Source organism: Metabacillus malikii (assembly GCF_030813355.1).
Classification (GTDB): Bacteria; Bacillota; Bacilli; order Bacillales; family Bacillaceae; genus Metabacillus; species Metabacillus malikii.
Genome location: NZ_JAUSUD010000017.1, coordinates 95635 through 112040 on the forward strand (window position 1 = coordinate 95635; position 16406 = coordinate 112040).

Annotated in this window: 17 protein-coding genes, 1 tRNA gene, 1 rRNA gene and 1 riboswitch; of the genes, 6 read left to right on the forward strand and 13 right to left on the reverse strand. The window is 35.5% G+C overall.

Features of this window, described 5'->3' with window-relative positions; genetic code table 11:
* Positions 1 to 80: 80 nt before the first annotated feature.
* The 3 genes from J2S19_RS15765 to J2S19_RS15775 all read left to right on the forward strand — a co-directional run bounded on the left by J2S19_RS15765 (position 81) and on the right by J2S19_RS15775 (position 2330).
* The gene (locus tag J2S19_RS15765) at positions 81 to 914 is read left to right on the forward strand and encodes a glycerophosphodiester phosphodiesterase (RefSeq protein ID WP_307344096.1); all 834 of its coding nucleotides are present in this window, start codon (positions 81 to 83) and stop codon (positions 912 to 914) included.
* 181 nt (positions 915 to 1095) lie between these two features.
* Positions 1096 to 1473, forward strand: coding sequence for a PH domain-containing protein (locus J2S19_RS15770; protein ID WP_307344097.1), 378 nt, complete (start codon positions 1096 to 1098; stop codon positions 1471 to 1473).
* Positions 1474 to 1685: 212 nt separating this feature from the next.
* Positions 1686 to 2330 (forward strand): DUF4352 domain-containing protein, encoded by a 645-nt coding sequence (locus tag J2S19_RS15775; RefSeq protein WP_307344098.1) that lies wholly within the window; start codon positions 1686 to 1688, stop codon positions 2328 to 2330.
* An 84-nt stretch (positions 2331 to 2414) separates the two neighbouring features.
* Here J2S19_RS15775 and J2S19_RS15780 read toward each other — a convergent pair whose 3' ends face one another.
* The 9 genes from J2S19_RS15780 to J2S19_RS15820 all read right to left on the reverse strand — a co-directional run bounded on the left by J2S19_RS15780 (position 2415) and on the right by J2S19_RS15820 (position 9772).
* Entirely contained in the window at positions 2415 to 3017 is a 603-nt protein-coding gene (locus tag J2S19_RS15780) for a response regulator transcription factor (RefSeq protein WP_307344099.1), read from the reverse strand.
* A complete protein-coding gene (locus J2S19_RS15785; RefSeq protein WP_307344101.1) occupies positions 3014 to 4150 on the reverse strand; it encodes a sensor histidine kinase in 1137 nt (378 codons plus the stop codon). Before J2S19_RS15785 ends, J2S19_RS15780 begins: the two co-directional genes overlap by 4 nt.
* Positions 4151 to 4155: 5 nt before the next feature.
* Positions 4156 to 4896 carry an ABC transporter permease gene (locus J2S19_RS15790; protein WP_307344102.1) on the reverse strand — a complete coding sequence of 247 codons (741 nt, stop codon included), beginning with the start codon at positions 4894 to 4896 and terminating at the stop codon, positions 4156 to 4158.
* A gap of 1 nt (position 4897) precedes the next feature.
* Positions 4898 to 5797 (reverse strand): ABC transporter ATP-binding protein, encoded by a 900-nt coding sequence (locus tag J2S19_RS15795; protein ID WP_307344104.1) that lies wholly within the window; start codon positions 5795 to 5797, stop codon positions 4898 to 4900.
* Between the two features lie 682 nt (positions 5798 to 6479).
* Positions 6480 to 6680 carry a cold-shock protein gene (locus tag J2S19_RS15800; RefSeq protein WP_307344106.1) on the reverse strand — a complete coding sequence of 67 codons (201 nt, stop codon included), beginning with the start codon at positions 6678 to 6680 and terminating at the stop codon, positions 6480 to 6482.
* Between the two features lie 530 nt (positions 6681 to 7210).
* A tRNA-Ala gene (locus J2S19_RS15805) sits at positions 7211 to 7283 on the reverse strand.
* 891 nt (positions 7284 to 8174) lie between these two features.
* Positions 8175 to 8612, reverse strand: coding sequence for an SRPBCC family protein (locus tag J2S19_RS15810; RefSeq protein ID WP_307344108.1), 438 nt, complete (start codon positions 8610 to 8612; stop codon positions 8175 to 8177).
* A gap of 168 nt (positions 8613 to 8780) precedes the next feature.
* Complete coding sequence (locus J2S19_RS15815) at positions 8781 to 9308, reverse strand: DUF6241 domain-containing protein (RefSeq protein WP_307344110.1); 528 nt, start codon at positions 9306 to 9308, stop codon at positions 8781 to 8783.
* A 47-nt stretch (positions 9309 to 9355) separates the two neighbouring features.
* Positions 9356 to 9772 carry a DUF7878 domain-containing protein gene (locus J2S19_RS15820; RefSeq protein WP_307344112.1) on the reverse strand — a complete coding sequence of 139 codons (417 nt, stop codon included), beginning with the start codon at positions 9770 to 9772 and terminating at the stop codon, positions 9356 to 9358.
* 122 nt (positions 9773 to 9894) lie between these two features.
* Here J2S19_RS15820 and J2S19_RS15825 point away from each other — a divergent pair, with 122 nt between their 5' ends.
* Together J2S19_RS15825 and J2S19_RS15830 are read left to right on the forward strand one after the other, a co-directional pair.
* On the forward strand, positions 9895 to 10779 hold the full coding sequence (locus J2S19_RS15825; RefSeq protein ID WP_307344114.1) for an SMP-30/gluconolactonase/LRE family protein: 885 nt from the start codon (positions 9895 to 9897) through the stop codon (positions 10777 to 10779).
* Between the two features lie 241 nt (positions 10780 to 11020).
* Positions 11021 to 11797 carry a hypothetical protein gene (locus J2S19_RS15830; protein ID WP_307344116.1) on the forward strand — a complete coding sequence of 259 codons (777 nt, stop codon included), beginning with the start codon at positions 11021 to 11023 and terminating at the stop codon, positions 11795 to 11797.
* A gap of 59 nt (positions 11798 to 11856) precedes the next feature.
* Here the strand turns inward: J2S19_RS15830 and J2S19_RS15835 are convergent, their stop codons facing one another.
* The 4 genes from J2S19_RS15835 to thiT form a co-directional block, all read right to left on the reverse strand.
* Positions 11857 to 12363 (reverse strand): DinB family protein, encoded by a 507-nt coding sequence (locus J2S19_RS15835; protein ID WP_307344118.1) that lies wholly within the window; start codon positions 12361 to 12363, stop codon positions 11857 to 11859.
* A gap of 84 nt (positions 12364 to 12447) precedes the next feature.
* Positions 12448 to 13590 carry a hypothetical protein gene (locus tag J2S19_RS15840; RefSeq protein WP_307344120.1) on the reverse strand — a complete coding sequence of 381 codons (1143 nt, stop codon included), beginning with the start codon at positions 13588 to 13590 and terminating at the stop codon, positions 12448 to 12450.
* Between the two features lie 347 nt (positions 13591 to 13937).
* Complete coding sequence (locus tag J2S19_RS15845) at positions 13938 to 14126, reverse strand: hypothetical protein (RefSeq protein ID WP_307344122.1); 189 nt, start codon at positions 14124 to 14126, stop codon at positions 13938 to 13940.
* 221 nt (positions 14127 to 14347) lie between these two features.
* Positions 14348 to 14914 (reverse strand): energy-coupled thiamine transporter ThiT, encoded by a 567-nt coding sequence (thiT, locus tag J2S19_RS15850; RefSeq protein WP_307344128.1) that lies wholly within the window; start codon positions 14912 to 14914, stop codon positions 14348 to 14350.
* A gap of 130 nt (positions 14915 to 15044) precedes the next feature.
* Positions 15045 to 15150: riboswitch (TPP riboswitch) on the reverse strand.
* Positions 15151 to 16091: 941 nt separating this feature from the next.
* Between thiT and J2S19_RS15855 the strand changes: the two genes are divergently transcribed.
* Positions 16092 to 16406 (forward strand): 16S ribosomal RNA (locus J2S19_RS15855); the annotation flags it as partial.

Genomic DNA, 16406 nt, shown 5'->3' on the forward strand with positions numbered 1-16406 from the left:
TTTAAATATTTCTGCACACTGGCTCAATATAGCTTTTCTACACTATATATGAAACTACTATTTTGATAGGAGATGGGAAAGTGAATAAAAAACTATTAGCTGGTGCAGGTATCGCATTTACGTTGTTATTCAGTTCTTTTAGTCAGGCTTTTGCAGGGGAACCGACGAACGGGGAAAGGAAAAAAGTCGATAATGTTGCCCACCGTGGTGCTACAGCATATGCACCAGAAAACACAATTGCAGCGTTTGATTTAGCAGTTAACATGAAAGCCGACTACATTGAGATTGATGTGCAAAGAAGTAAAGACGGTGAGTTAGTGTTGATTCATGATACAACTGTTGATCGTACAACAGATGGCACTGGCAAAGTTGGAGATTTAACGTTTGAACAACTACGAAGCCTTGACGCGGGAAGCTGGAAAGGTGAGCAATTTGCGGGAGAAAAAATCCCAACATTTGACGAAATCCTTGATCGTTACCGTGGTAAAGTAGGAATTTTAGTAGAATTAAAAGCCCCTGAACTTTATCCAGGAATGGAAGAGCAAGTAGCAGCTGCAATCAAAAAACGTAATTTAGATAAACCAAGAAATAACAAAATTATTATCCAATCGTTTAACTTTGAATCAATGAAGAAGATGGATAAGCTTCTCCCAAGAGTGCCAATCGGAGTATTAACATCAAACCGTGCCCATACAACACCAGAAGCATTGCAACAATTCGCAACATATGCTGATTGGTTTAACCCAAGCTATGGTATTGTTACTGAGGAATTAGTAAATCAAGTTCATTCTCTTGGGATGAAAATTGGCTCATGGACGGTTCGCAGTCAAGAAGCAGCAGATTTCCTGTTTGAAATGAAGGTTGATGCCATTATTACCGACTATCCGGATTATGTTGACCCGAGAAAAAAATAACATCTTACTATATACTGTTTAACTATCTAAAGTTCATTTAACACCTCATTATTTACATGTAGTTCATACATAAAGCATTTCCTAATTATGTAGTATGAACAATTATGTTTGAATATATATTAAAGTTATGAGGGAATCATTAGCTTATATAAAATTTCTTAAATGAGTAATGGGGGGTTACATGGGTATTTTAGATGGTTTAATGGGTAACGTTTCAGAGGTTGATACGACAGCGGTTGAGAAGGAATTAGAATTAGTTATCACAGAGCATGAACAGGTTGAAAAAGCGTATAAGTTAATCCGGGATTTAATTGTATTCACGAATACACGGCTAATTCTAATTGATAAGCAAGGTGTCACAGGTAAAAAAGTTGAATATCATTCGATTCCTTATAAAAGTATTACACATTTTAGTGTAGAAACTGCTGGTAGCTTTGATTTAGATGCTGAATTAAAAATTTGGATTTCTAGTACGACAAATCCAGTTTCTAAACAATTTAAAAAAGATAAGAGCATATACGATGTGCAAAAGGCGTTAGCAACTTATATAGCAAAGTAATGCAACACTGTGAAGCTTGGGATCCCCTAAGCTTCTTTTTGTCTTTTGAATGGGTGTGGATTTTTTATTTCAAGTATCTTTAATTACAGGTAATTTTTACTGAGCCAACTACACCTTCTAAAAAAGAATTGATTCATTAACATTGTACATAATAACAGTTGTACAAGCCAAATGAGTTGACTACATGAATATACATCCAGGAGGTATTCGTAATGGCTAAAGACAATGTGAATAAGCCATTTTATAAAAAATGGTGGTTCTGGTTAATTGTAATTATTGTTATTATTGCATTTGCTAGTGGCGGGGGTGACGAGGAGGACACTGCTACTAAAGAGACAAATGAAAATACTGCTGCAAATGAAACAAAAGAGGAAACACCAAAAGAAGAAGCAAAAGAAGAACCGAAAGAAGAAGCAAAAGAGGATGAAGTTACTGCTGTAAAAGTAGGGGAAAAGGCAACAATTGCAGATGTGAGCTTCACTGTAAATGGAGTAGAAGAAACAAATGAAATAAAAAGTGGGAACGAATTTATTGAAAATGCTAAAACAGAAGGTAAATTCATTATTGCAGATGTAACAATCGAAAATGCCCAAAAGGAAGCTTTAACAATTAACTCTAGCTTTTTCAAAATTTTAAAAGACGATGGTACTGAATATGAGGCTGTAACAGATGCAGAAGTAACTATGGCAATGGGTGATGCCGGCACTGACTTCTTCTTAGAACAAATCAACCCGGGACTTTCTAAATCAGGTAAAGTCGTCTTCGAAGTACCTGGCGACCTTGATTTAACAAAAGCAGTCCTCCAATGTCAAACAGGATTTTGGGGAACTGAAACGATTGAAATTAAATTAAAGTAAGATACAAGGGGATGTTCAAAAGAAACCAATCTTTTGGACATCCCCTAATTCATTATTAATAAAAAATATATTTCAATGCTATTATTAAATCCAGCCTTTTTCCTTCGCAACCGTCACAGCTTCAGTTCGATTTTTTACTTCTAATTTATTTATAATCTCAGACATATAATTTCGAACAGTTCCTGCTGATAAAAATAACTCAGCAGACATTTCTTTTGACGTTTTTCCTTCCCCTGCTAACCGTAATACATCCTTTTCACGGTCAGTTAACGGGTTATCGTTCTTCATACTACCAAATATTAATTCAGGGGAAAATTCTCTTTTGCCTCTCATCACACTTCGGATTGATTCAGCTAATTCATCAATTGACCCATCTTTTAGCATGTAGCCATCAACACCAATTTTTACTGCTTGTTCAAAATATCCAGGACGAGCAAATGTCGTTAAAATGATAATTTTACATGATGACATTTGCTTTTTTACCTCACTAGCTACTTCAAGGCCACTCATAAAAGGCATCTCAATATCCATTAAACATACATCAGGTTGGAGGGAGAGGATTAACTGTAATGCCTCCTTGCCATTTGATGCCTTCCCGACAATATCAATATCGTCTTCGAAATCTAGTAATGAGCCTAATGCGCCCCTTAACATTCCTTGGTCTTCTGCGATTAACACGTTAATCATGAACCAACACCAACCTTCTTTTCCTTAACAATGATTGGAACCGTAATGATTAATTTTGTTCCTTTATGTGAAATGACTTTTAATAAACCGTCAATTAACCTTAATCGTTCATTAATTCCTTTTAGTCCGTTGCCATCCTCATTTATCCCATCAAGTCCTTTGCCGTCATCTGTGATCGATAATTCGAGTTCGCCATCTTTTTTCACAATCTGAACAAGACAAGTACTTGCCTGACTATGCTTGACGACATTTGTTACTCCTTCTTTCAAGCACATGCTGAGGATATTTTGCGTAAGTGGAGGTACTTCTTCAAGTTTTGGGTCACCTTTATATTCAAAGGAAATTCCAGCTGCTTGTAAAAGGATTTCTGACTCGATTAGTTCCTCTGCTATCGTAATTGTCCTCATATCTGATACTAATTCTCTTACTTGCTTAAGTGCCGACCTTGTCGTTCTTTCAATCTCTTTTGTTTCTAATTTTGCTTTTTCAATATCCTTGCTAATTAATTTATAGACGAGTTGACTTTTCAATGTAATAAGTGATAGCGTATGCCCTAAGATATCATGAAGATCTCTAGCGATTCGCATTCGCTCATCCCGTTTTACCAATTCTCTAATTTGTTCATTTGCTTCATCGAGCTTTTTTTCTAACTCCATTCGACTATTCATCGATTTAATGCCAAATGGAGAGATAATCATAATCACGATAAATATCCCATAAAAAAAGACATTCTCTAATTCTAGTCTGTTCCACCGGGCAATGAATGGGGAAATAATAGCTATCGAAAACAGTCCCAATGCCCAGTAAAACATTTGCTTATGTTTATACCAGCCGATAAAATGAGCGGAGAAAAATCCTAAAAATACGTTATAAAGATTATAGAAGATTGCTAGAGTTATAATAATCAACACCTGAATAATTAACCAGTACGTATAGGATTTTTTGTCAAAGGAATTATAGAGCTGTCGATAAGTTACGAGAAACAACAGTAACAGCCCAATCCCAAGTGATTGTTTCCAACCTTGTTCAGATAACACATAGTAGGTTGGCATGAAAAGATAGATTAAAAATACATATGGAAAGAAGCCGTATCTTGCTGGGAAAACTTTAAAACTCTTCAGTTTTTGAAGCATGTATACTACACCGTCATTTCCTGTTTTCTCCTAATATATCCTGAAAGTAGCACGAATACAATGAGATACGCTATTAATAGGAAAAAATTAATCCAGTCAGGACTGCTATCACGAACAATATTCCATGCACCATTGCCAAAATTGTATGAAGGTAGCCATTTCCCAATCATTTGTACAAAGTCTGGCATAATCTCAAGTGGCATCCACATACCTCCTGCGATGGCAAGAACCATATAACCCATATTTGAAATACCTGCAGCTGTATCAACCCTTTTCATCGTTCCTACTAATGTTCCTAGAGCTAGAAACGGTAAGGAACCAAACAATAACCATATACCACACATTATCCACTCTAAAGCAGTTAGGGTAACCCCATTAACAATTGCACCGATTGTAAAAATAACCACAATTGAAACTAAGTGTATCATCATTTGTCCGACCATTTTTGCAATGAAATAAGCGTGGTCACTTAAAGGGGTTAATCTCATAAATGTTGACCAACCTTGTGTACGTTCTTCAACTAAACGAATACCGAGCGTCATAATCGCAGAACCCATCAAACTAAAGGCTGTCATTGACATTAAATAATGTGCCTGCCAAAGTTGTTGATCCTCCATGGCAGAGTTGAAAATTTTCGTAAACACAATGTAAAACGCAATAGGCATGAACAACGACCAAAACACATAATAGGGATTCCGTAATATCCTCAATATCTCAACCTTGCATTGCATCAAAAATCCATTCATCTTAAATGACCTCCCGTTTTTCCATTAATTGTTCAAATGCATCTTCAAGTCTTCCGCGTTCAATCGCTATGTTACGTACATCAAGGTTCTTGCTATAAATAGCTTTTAACACATCATCCGGCTGTTCTGTTAATACAAACATCCGCCCATCTTTTTCATATACATCTGTTACAAAAGGAAGGGTGCTTAATTCTTCGTGAGGAATAGTTGAATCGGTTGAAAACGTAATCGCTTGTTTTGTCAGCTTATTTTTAATTTCTGTAGGAGTACCATCACCAACAATTTTTCCATCGTGAAAGAGAATGACACGTTCAGCAACATCATCTGCTTCCTGAAGATAGTGAGTCGTGAACAAAATAGTTTTCCCGCGATGCTTTAACTCCTGCACCGTTTTCCAAAACATCTTTCTTGCTGTAATATCCAAACCAACTGTCGGTTCATCAAAAAATAACACATCAGGATTACCCGCCATCGCAAGTGCAAAGCCAAGACGTCTTTTTTGTCCACCAGATAGCTTATTTGCCCGTTTTTGCAACTCTTTCTGGCTAAAACCAGTGAACTGAACTAATTCCTCATATGACAGGGGAGTAGGATAATAACTTCTAAAAAGTTGAATCACTTCACTCACCTTTAAAGCATCGATAACGCTTACCTCTTGAAGCATTGCACCAATTTTCTCCCGAACAAATTTGTCCTTTGGATGCTTGTTAAATAATTGAGCATGCCCCTCACTAGGCTCTAATAACCCAAGCATGATATTCATGGTCGTTGTCTTTCCTGCCCCATTTGGTCCTAGAATGGCAACTATCTCTCCCTTCGTAATCGAAAAGGAAATCCCGTCTACCGCCTTTTTATCCTTAAACACTTTTTGAACATTTTTTAACTCAATGATTTGTTCCATTTGTGACACCTCCGATTTGCTTATGAGGTAAGTTTACAATGGATGTTGAAGTGAGATTAGTGGGTTATGTCATGATGTGGGGTGACAATTGTCATGTAGTGGTTGAAATGTTTCCTTGTCAATGTGGATGTGAGATTCGTAGAGTTTGGCTTCGAAGCTAGTCAAAAGTAGGAGATGAGTACTTCGTTTTATTTATATTTAGAGACAAAACAGAGAATGGAGATAATGAATGCAATCCATAGAGAAATTGTTTGATTGATGTGAATAGTGAAATCTACCAAGTTATGAGGGAAATGACAATAAATACAGACTTTGAAAATTCAATTGAGATTTTGAGTATGGAGTATAAAACTAGGGAAGAATGTAGGGTTATGTATGGAAGTGAAAAGACAGTTGACCTGACCTAATAAACCTAGTCAAGAAACACATCTGTTTTTATTGGAGGTTTTACGTTATGTCCTAGATTCAGAAAATATAAAAATTGATAAAAATAGAAGGTTGCTTTATTAAAGCACAATTCTAGAAATAAGATTAGGTTATCTGCAAGCAGTGTGTTATGCTTTAGCTAACCATTTAGTACCTTATAGCATCTTGAATCTTTCCCCTATTCATTCAATATTGAATAGGGGGTTTTATATTTTTCTCCAAATAAAAAAGAACTCCATTATGGAGTCCTCAGTCATTATGCTTTGTTTACGTTTGTAGCTTGAAGGCCACGTTGACCTTGCTCAGTGTCAAAAGTTACTTTTTGACCTTCTTCTAATGATTTAAATCCTTCGCCTTGGATAGCTGAGAAATGTACGAATACATCTTCTCCACCTTCAACTTCGATGAATCCGAAACCTTTATCTGCGTTAAACCATTTTACTGTACCTTGTTGCATGTTTGTTTCCTCCTGTGTGGATGAAATCCACAATTTATTACTATCGTTGCTCAATTAGATATCAAAGGCGAAAGTTTTAAAAACTTATTCTTTCCTTACAGACCGAACAAAAATAATTCTTCTTAAGCTTAACAGATAATATTTGGAAAAGCAAATTTGTGTAAAAATAAAGCACACGCTTATTATGAAATGTCTTAAAGAAACAATTTCAGCATTGTTCCCTTTAGTCTGTGTTACACAAGAATATAGTGGGAAAAAATCAGTATGATATAAAAGAAATAATACATAGTAGCTTCTTTATTATTTACATTACTGTATACAGACATTTGTATATCGATGAAAGTTTAGATTTAATTCAAGGGTAGTAAACAAGAAAAGAGTGTAAAGTGATGTTCTAAGTGTATGCTCAATGAATTTCTAAGGCTGGTGGAAGATTAAGGTGATGTGATGCGGTAATAGTACTAAAAGACAAAAATAGTTTCTAATACAGAAAAAGACACTCTTATTCTTAGGAGTGGCTTTTCTATAAATGGAGCATAGCGGGATCGAACCGCTGACCTCTACACTGCCAGTGTAGCGCTCTCCCAGCTGAGCTAATGCCCCTTAATAATAATCAATATTTTAATATGGTCAGAAAAATTAGTCAATAATCAAAAATGTGCGATAAATTAAATTGTAAAACTAGAACTTACATATCGATTAAGCCTAAAAAACAGAAAAAAAGACGCCCTATAGGAAACGTCTTGTATAATGTTATGTTGTAACTCACGTTGAACCTCATTTATTAATGTCAATATAATTATGTGCATTTTCGACTATATAGGATTGTACAAAGTGATGTGTAAGGGACGTTTTTGGGGAAATCGCAGTTTTTAGGTTTCTTCATTGTTGTGAAGCGGCTTTTGGTAGGGCTTTTCTTGTTTTTCAGATCCATCTTCCTATGGATTTCTATTAAGCACAATCTCTATCCTACATTTTAGTCTTCATCCCTGTTCATGAAGGACATTCCTTTCTGGTTCTGCATTCCTTTTGGTCTTCATCGAACTTATGAAGACCATTTCTTTTCGTAGGAAAATTCAAAGTGTTCTTCATCGAACTTATGAAGACCATTTCTTTTCGTAGGAAAATCCAAAATGTTCTTCATCGAACCTATGAAGACCATTTCTCTTTGTAGGAAAACCCAAAATGTTCTTCATCGAACTTATGAAGACCATTTCTTTTCGTAGGAAAACCCAAAATGGTCTTCATCGAACCTATGAAGACCATTTCTTTTCGTAGGAAAATCCAAAATGTTCTTCATCGAACCTATGAAGACCATTTCTTTTCGTAGGAAAACCCAAAATGTTCTTCATCGAAGTTATGAAGACCATTTCTTTTCGTAGGAAAATCCAAAATGTTCTTCATCGAACTTATGAAGACCTTTCTCTCCACATGAAAATCCAAAATGGGTTCATCGAATTTATGAAAAACATTTTCCAATAAACGATATAAAACCTAATGCTTCTCCGCCAAACCCTTAATAACATGCTTCGACTCATCGGCAAATTCCACCGAAGCATCATAATACTTTTGACCATCTTTCAATAAAGCAAAATCACCAATCTCGATTTTTAACAAAGTGCGGTCGTTTAAGTCTTCTAAACGATAAAGGTATGCGACATCACCTTCATTTGGTTTGACTTCCCAGTTTGATAAGTATAAAGCAATTTTTAATTCTTTCATTTCATCTGCTTTTATTATTGTTGTAATTGTTTCTCCACCATTAGGATTTTCCCAAATGACCTTACTCCCTATCGTCATATCTTCTTGAGGGTAATTGTCAGGAAGTGCATCCCATTGTGCGACATATTTAGGTTTAATGAGGACTTCCCATACTTTTGCGGGTGCTGCCTCGATAATGATTTCGTCTTTTACGACTAGTTGTTCAGTCATGAATTTTGACCTCCTCATTCTATTAATGTTTATTCTTATTATTTCATAAGAGTAACATCCATCCATTAGTAGGACTAGTATCATGATGAATGATTTAATTGTCATGTATAGTAAAAATGCGCTTTTCTACTACATTTACTATGTAATATGAAAAGCGCAAAGTTACTATTATTGGTCTACATTATAATATTTCTGTATAAATTCCATTTCCTCTTCGCTACTTAGTATTCCAGTTGCTCTTCCAATTGTTCCGTTCTGTAATTCCCAAATTTCGTTATGGTCTTTATCAACTCGTGAGAAGTCTTTCTTTGCCCAACGGTTTAGGATTTCTAGGTAGACGGTTGAATGTTTGTAGTTTGCCTTATTTGCTTCTACGATTTCAAGTAGTCGGCTGACCCGGTCTGATGTAAGTGGAATGAATCCCCATTTCTTATCCGCTTTAATTTTTTGGTGGGACATTCCGTGGATGGCATCCTTGATTCGATATTCTTCCATATCGAGAGGAAATTCCTCTTCAACGGGTTTCTTATTTACCTCTTCAATTTCGACTGCCTTGCCAGTATTCGTTTCTTCTACTGTCATTGTGGCAGCTTTTTTTGGTGAAGTTGGTTTTTCAGATAAACCTGTAAAAGTAAAGTAAAAGATTGCTCCTGCTACGATAATGGATGAACCGATAATAATTAATATTTTCTTCATTTCAACCTCCAAAGTTGTAAAATCATTATGTATAAGTGCTTACTAACTTATCGAAAGCTTTTCGTGGTCAGTTTATAGGTTTGGGCTAGCTCATTGTTTATTGCTAGCAGGAACCTGTCAACCTCGCTATGTAAAATAGTACTCGATATTGTTCCATTGTATTCAAATGTTTGCCAAATAGAAAAAACGGACCAGGTGTTATCTTCATGTTTTCGAAATGTGAGAATGGGACCCTCTCTTTCATCATGCTCCATTGTATAATAAGTAAAGGAATCTTTTTGGTCCCACTGTGATAATGCTACCGCAAACTCTAGCAAGGCTAAGTAAGACTCAGAAAAAAAGCATTGGTTATTAATCATTACCTCTAGTTTGCCTTCAATATCTAGTAAAAGTTTACCATCCTTTTCACGTGTATCGATTTGATTATCTTTATTAAGTTTAAAAAGCAGTTGAAAATGAGTCATTTTATCACCCCTTAACCACAATTCGCTTAAAATCTTCAATCTCCTTTAAAAAAATTTTAAAGGATTTTACCTTTTTATGTGGAATCGTAGTAAAAGCAACCAACAAGGAGAGAGGTAGACGAATGACATACAATGTACAATTAGTAATCGATGCAAAGGCCACGTTAGGGGAAGGTCCACACTGGGACGAGCAATCAAAAACATTATATTGGGTTGATATTTTAAATAAGAAGCTACATGCATTTCAGTCCGAAACAAATACAGATGTTAATGATCAATTTGAACAATTTATTGGTGCTGCGGTGCCGAGTGAAGCTGGTAAGATGATTCTTGCAATGCAAAATGGCCTACATCAATATGAGTTCGCGACAAAACAATTAACATTCCTAGCAAATCCAGAAGCGGATAAACCAATGAATCGCTTTAATGATGGTAAGTGTGATAAGTATGGTCGTTTTTATATTGGCTCAATGGATGTAGATGCTAAAGAGGGAGCGGGTGCACTGTATCGTCTCGATCCTGATGGTCAAATCCATACGTTACTTACAAATTTAACGATATCAAATGGGTTAGCGTTTAGTCCAGATGGAAAATTCTTATATCACATCGATACTCCGACAGGTCAAGTTTGCATTTACAATTATGACGAGACTACTGGTGACATTACATATAAACAAGTTGGGGTAAAAATCCCACACGATATGGGTTCACCAGATGGCATGACAATTGATACGGAAGGAATGGTCTGGATTGCTCATTGGGGTGGTGCGTGTGTATCACGTTGGAATCCACAAACAGGGCAACAGCTTGATCGAATTGAGATACCGGCTAAAAATGTGACATCATGTACATTCGGTGGCGAGCATTTAGATGAGTTATACATCACAACAGCCCGTATTGGACTAGCTGAAGAGGAGCTAAGACAATATCCATTGTCAGGTGGACTTTTTAAAGTGAAACTGAATGTCACGGGATTTCCTGGTAATCGTTACCGTCCAACTAAATAAAAGTAGAAGAGTAGTTATTCCTCGATGAATGACTGCTTTTTTTATTTAAACTCCCGGGGAATATTGATGAGCATGATGCACCTAATCTAATAAATGAAATATTTCATTTCTGTTAAAAAATTAAAATGTATTCATAATTTGTTCTCTTCTTATAGAAAATAGATACAAAGTAGCACTAAATGATAATGAGGTGAATCGGTATATAAAGGCAGCTACAAACAACTATATTGGAGGGCACAACATGAAGAAATTTCTTACATATGTTACGTTAATATTCACTTTAGGCTTCATCCATATGAATGAGGTACATGCCGAAATAGGCTATACAAGCAACAAAAGCGTTGTGATTAAAAACGAAATTGCTGAAAATCATATGAACCTAGAAAAGCATTATGAAGTATTAAAAAGACAGGCCAAGATATTAGGAATTGAAACAGAAGGAAAAAAGCCTAGAGAACTTGCAGAAGAAGTAAAAGCAGCACATATTAAACGTCATGCAGAAGAATTAGGGATTAAAGTCGATGGCAAAGGAATTGACGAGCTGGCAAAGGAAGTAAAGGAAACACGAATTTTACTGAAGGCGAAAGAGATGGGTATTGATACGAACGGCAAAGAAATTGAAGAAATCGCCAAGGAAGTAAGAAAAACGATTTTAATGAAAAAAGCTGCTGAATTGAAAATTGAGACTGAAGGTAAGGATATGGATGAATTAGCGAAAGCAATTCGTGAAAAAATAATCCAACAAGATGCTCAAGAGTTAGGCATCGATACAAAGGGTAAGACTGAACGCGAATTAATGATGGAAGTGTTCGAGAAAAAAATTCTACAAACTGCTGAGATTCTAGGAATTGATGCAAAGGACAAGACTCCACATGAGTTAATGGAAGAAATTTATACAAAGCACGCTGATGAAGCTAGAGAACAGAAGCTATTCCCGTTTGATGAAGACAGACATTATTACTTTGGCGGACATAAAGGCCCTTTTAAAGATAAAACGACAATAGGGGAAGAGGATTAACAAAAAATACAGAGGCTGTCTCATTCTTTCTATGTTGAGGCAGCCTCGTATTCCAATATTCAAACGCTTTCATTTATGAGTATCGCATTAACCTCTTCAATCTGTGCAAGATGACGTTTTTCATGATAACCGATAAATTCGATCCATTGCATAAGTGAAAGTTCACCAAAAACTGGATGCTTATATCCGATTTTAGTAAAATCGACTGTTTGTGGAATTGCTTCAATAACATTAATTAATTCTGCTCGTGATTGTGCAAGTGCGTCTAATAACTCTTGTTTATCCAGCTCGGCTAATGCAGGAGCTAATGAATCAGATACTTTCACTTTTCTTGTTCGATCTAGAGTAAGTACTAATGGTTTAGTTGGGAGACTATCTTGCTGTTCTGGTAATGTAGACATATGTTTGATGACCTTTGTAATGTTTACCTCCGTTTTGTGTAAATGGTCAAGCACTTGTCCAATGCTCCACTTTTTTTCAGATTCTTTTACGTTTATGAAGGTTTCTGGTATCGCCTCAATTACCGTCAATAGTTCTTTACGTGTTGCTTCAAGCTGGAAAATCATCTATTTCCCCCCTTTAGTCATTCGAATTTATTATACTATAGACAAAATATCGAAATATAGAGAATCTTCTACTATTTTTTAAGATCAATAAGAATTATCCTCGTTCTCACTATTTTTCGATTGCTCAAATAGTAAATACACCGATTGTAAATCATCCATATTCATTCCTGTAGCTTTTTTAAAACCCTTATTAAAATCATTTGTTTTCGCCGTTTCAAGGATTATTTCCTTTATGATTTCCTCTCCATACGTATTAATTAAAAAATGAATCGCATAATAGCTTTGCAGGTAGACATCATAATTATCCAAGCGGTACTCTTCCCAATCTTCATGTGTTTGTAAATGCTGAAATGAAGTATCTTTAAAAGGATAATAACGCTGGTCAACGTTGTTCATACCGATATATTCGGCAACACCTTCATGAAACCATAATGGAATCCGGTAAACAAATAATCCTTGTTCTTTAATGAATGCTTGCAATCGATAATGAGTGTACTCGTGCATAATCGTACTTTGGAAATAAAACGCCCCAGGCATTTGGTCTGAAATGATTTCATCGAGATTTGTTATAGCGATCCCAACAATATCATTTGGGTCATCAAAATAGCCCATTGTTTTGACAAGTTTTGTTTGTTCATAAAGCTCATCAGGTGAGGAATGTAATAGTAACTCGATCTCGTTATCCTTCAATGTACCGATGATATCTGTCGTTAGTTTATCAGCTTTCGTCAGTGCTTCTTCAATGATTGGTAACAGCACTTCTTCATCTTTGTCATAATACACGGTAACATTCATATAAGTATGTGTCAGCTTATTCTTCTTCATAGCATGATAATCAATCGAATCAGATGGTTGCTTTTGTAAAGGAAGCATATAGTATTGAATTTTCTCGTTCATTGAGAGGTTGCTTCCTAATTCCATTCTAATCATAAGATGAATTGACAAGAAGTAAAAGGAGACAAATATGAAAGCTAGTGAAAAACATGAAAGCGATACACGTCTATTAAAAGTGTCTGGTAACGAAATTTTCACTAAGTTCCTGCCTTTGACAAAATCAAATACGAGGAAGAAGAACAAACCAACAGACATTAGGCAAAGGATAATACTAATAACCAAGCCTAATAGGATATGTGTAAATATGAAAATGATTAAAAAGAATAGAAAAAGGAAGATAAGAGCAAGGGAAAAGATAAGTAAATGTTTGCTAATTGTCTTTACAATGTCCAATAAAATCCTCCTAAGGTGATTTTCCTTTTTACATATTTATGAGACATTGTTGAAAAAAATCATGAAATTTTAAATAAATTTGGATTATGAGGAATGCAACTGAAAGAGGATAACGTAAATACCCCCGGTAAATACAAACTACTGGGGGTTGTTTTTTGTATATATTATATAATTGTTGATTGGAGCAAATTGCGAGACTCCTTTGAAAGGCGTGTACTAGAGCGGAAATCAACCGTAACGACTACCTCATATAATATACAAGCTTAGCCAAATGTTAAAAATGGAAGTAAGTTAAAGCTCCTTCTTAATAACAGTTTGTTCCAGTCTCAAGCTGATTGATCATCTGTTCAAATTTGTTGATACAAAGCAGTACACAATATGGCAAAAACAAAACCTAGTGGAATACTAAAGATAACAGATACTCCGTTAACACGTCCGTCCTCATTACTAATCCGTAATGCTTCCTTATAACCATATAAAAAATGAAAAATTGAAAGAAAAAGTGTCAGCAGCATTAACGCAAACGTCATATTCATCATGTCATCCTCCATTAACAATTCATTATTCTATTACTATTAATAGATGCTAATAGTTTTAAGAATATGAATACAAATTAATAGAGAAAGAAAAAAGATGACACAAGCCTGTCTAGTCGCTTCAACAAACACCAATAGATTTAGAATGTACTTCCTATTTAATCTATCTAATGAATTGCCGATGCTGAAACTTTGGGATTGAGTCATCTTTAAAGGACAATTTATTTTCTTGTAATAAGTCTTGATGCTGTCAACAATGTAAAACAACATATAGCAGCAGACACTAGGAAGGTTGGGATCATATAAGTAGCATTATATCCTAGTGAATAAAGAATTGCCGGTACTCCTTCAGGTGCATATTCTGCGAAAAATACTGCACCACCGATTACGTGGACGATATATCTAAGTGCATTTCCAATTAGTGTCGCAAGTACAATATAGATAACGGCCTGGTTGCGTTTATTGTTTTCAACAGCCTTTTGAATAAACGAAAAGAATAAACCACTGAAGCCTACGACAGTAAAGGCTAAATAATAATCTAAAAACCCTTGCACTGGATGATAAATACTTGCATTACTAAGCACTGCCTGCAGAAAACCGAAAAGTAAACCTGTTAAAAGACCACCACTTAAGCCTCTGCGAAAAGCCATAATAAACACCGGGAGCATCCCTAACGAAACAGTTCCACCCTGTGGCATTTTAAAGAACATTCCGGAAATTAAATCTAGTAAAAAAGCCAACGCAGCCATCATGGCTACTTCAATCAAAAATAGTAAACGTTGATTCACTTGCAAATTAATACCCTCTCTCCTTGCATATCAACCAACACCTATTAGTAGAAAAAATAAGAAATTTATAGACCAGTGCATGAAAAAAAGCAATGCATGGAATATGAAAGATGGTTCCAAGCATTGCTTTTGTTATGGCCATCCACATCCCTACGCTAGCATTAACTAACAGGTTCGAAGGGTTAGAATAATAATAGATATTCAATCTCAGCCAATAGGCTCCCCTTGTGGTTTTATGCATATTATATTTTAACGTTACTATACATCAAAAAAACTATGGTAACAAGTGAAGAATATAATATCTACTCTGTACACGTATCGTTAAAAATTTGACCAAGGTTAGTATTTGGAATTGTATCTAAAGTTGATTTAATGTTTTCAGGTTTGGATACAATTATTCTATTATAAGGTTGCATATCTCTGTTTAGTTCTGAGTATTCCGGGTTAATCCTAGTAAACGTAACGTGCTAATCATATCAAATACCAGATTAGTGAATCGGGGGAGGGTACTTAAAAATAATGGGTAGAAGGGTTTATATATTATAGAATGAGTTCTTCTATTAGATAATTATATACAATAACTTAATACGGAAAGTTTAGAACCAATAAAGAAACTTCTCCGGATTCGAAGTAAATGTGAGGCATTTGCATCATGAAATTGAATTCGTCTATCTGAAAACAAACTTAACTGAATATCAAAATAAAATAAGGTATTTCTTCGCGTACGATGTAGAATCAAAGATATCAACATATTGTAGAGTACGTTCTGAATAAATAGCTTCAAAAGTTATCTAACTCTTCACCATCACCAATAACTATGAGTAATTCAACTTTGAAATAACAAACTAAATTAAGAGACAACAAAGTTCTGATTAAAGAAGTAGTGGACAATACTATAAATATTTATAAAAAAGGGTTGCAACAAAAATCATAGCATGATATATTATTTCTTGTCGCCGCGTTAACCGACAAATTATTTCAATCTTTTACTTAAAAGATATAATTTTAAAAGAGTTGACAAGCTTTACTTAAGGTGATATATTAAGAAAGTCGCTTCCGAGAGAAGATGACAATGATGTTCTTTGAAAACTAAACAAAACCAAGCGTGCCAACGTTAATTTTTATTAACAACAATCGTACATTATATGTACACAAAACAATTGAGCAATCAAACACTTTATTGGAGAGTTTGATCCTGGCTCAGGACGAACGCTGGCGGCGTGCCTAATACATGCAAGTCGAGCGAATCTGAGGGAGCTTGCTCCCGAAGATTAGCGGCGGACGGGTGAGTAACACGTGGGTAACCTGCCTGTAAGATTGGGATAACTCCGGGAAACCGGAGCTAATACCGGATAACATTTTGAACCGCATGGTTCGAAATTGAAAGATGGCGTCTGGCTATCACTTACAGATGGACCCGCGGCGCATTAGCTAGTTGGTGAGGTAACGGCTCACCAAGGCGACGATGCGTAGCCGACCTGAGAGGGTGATC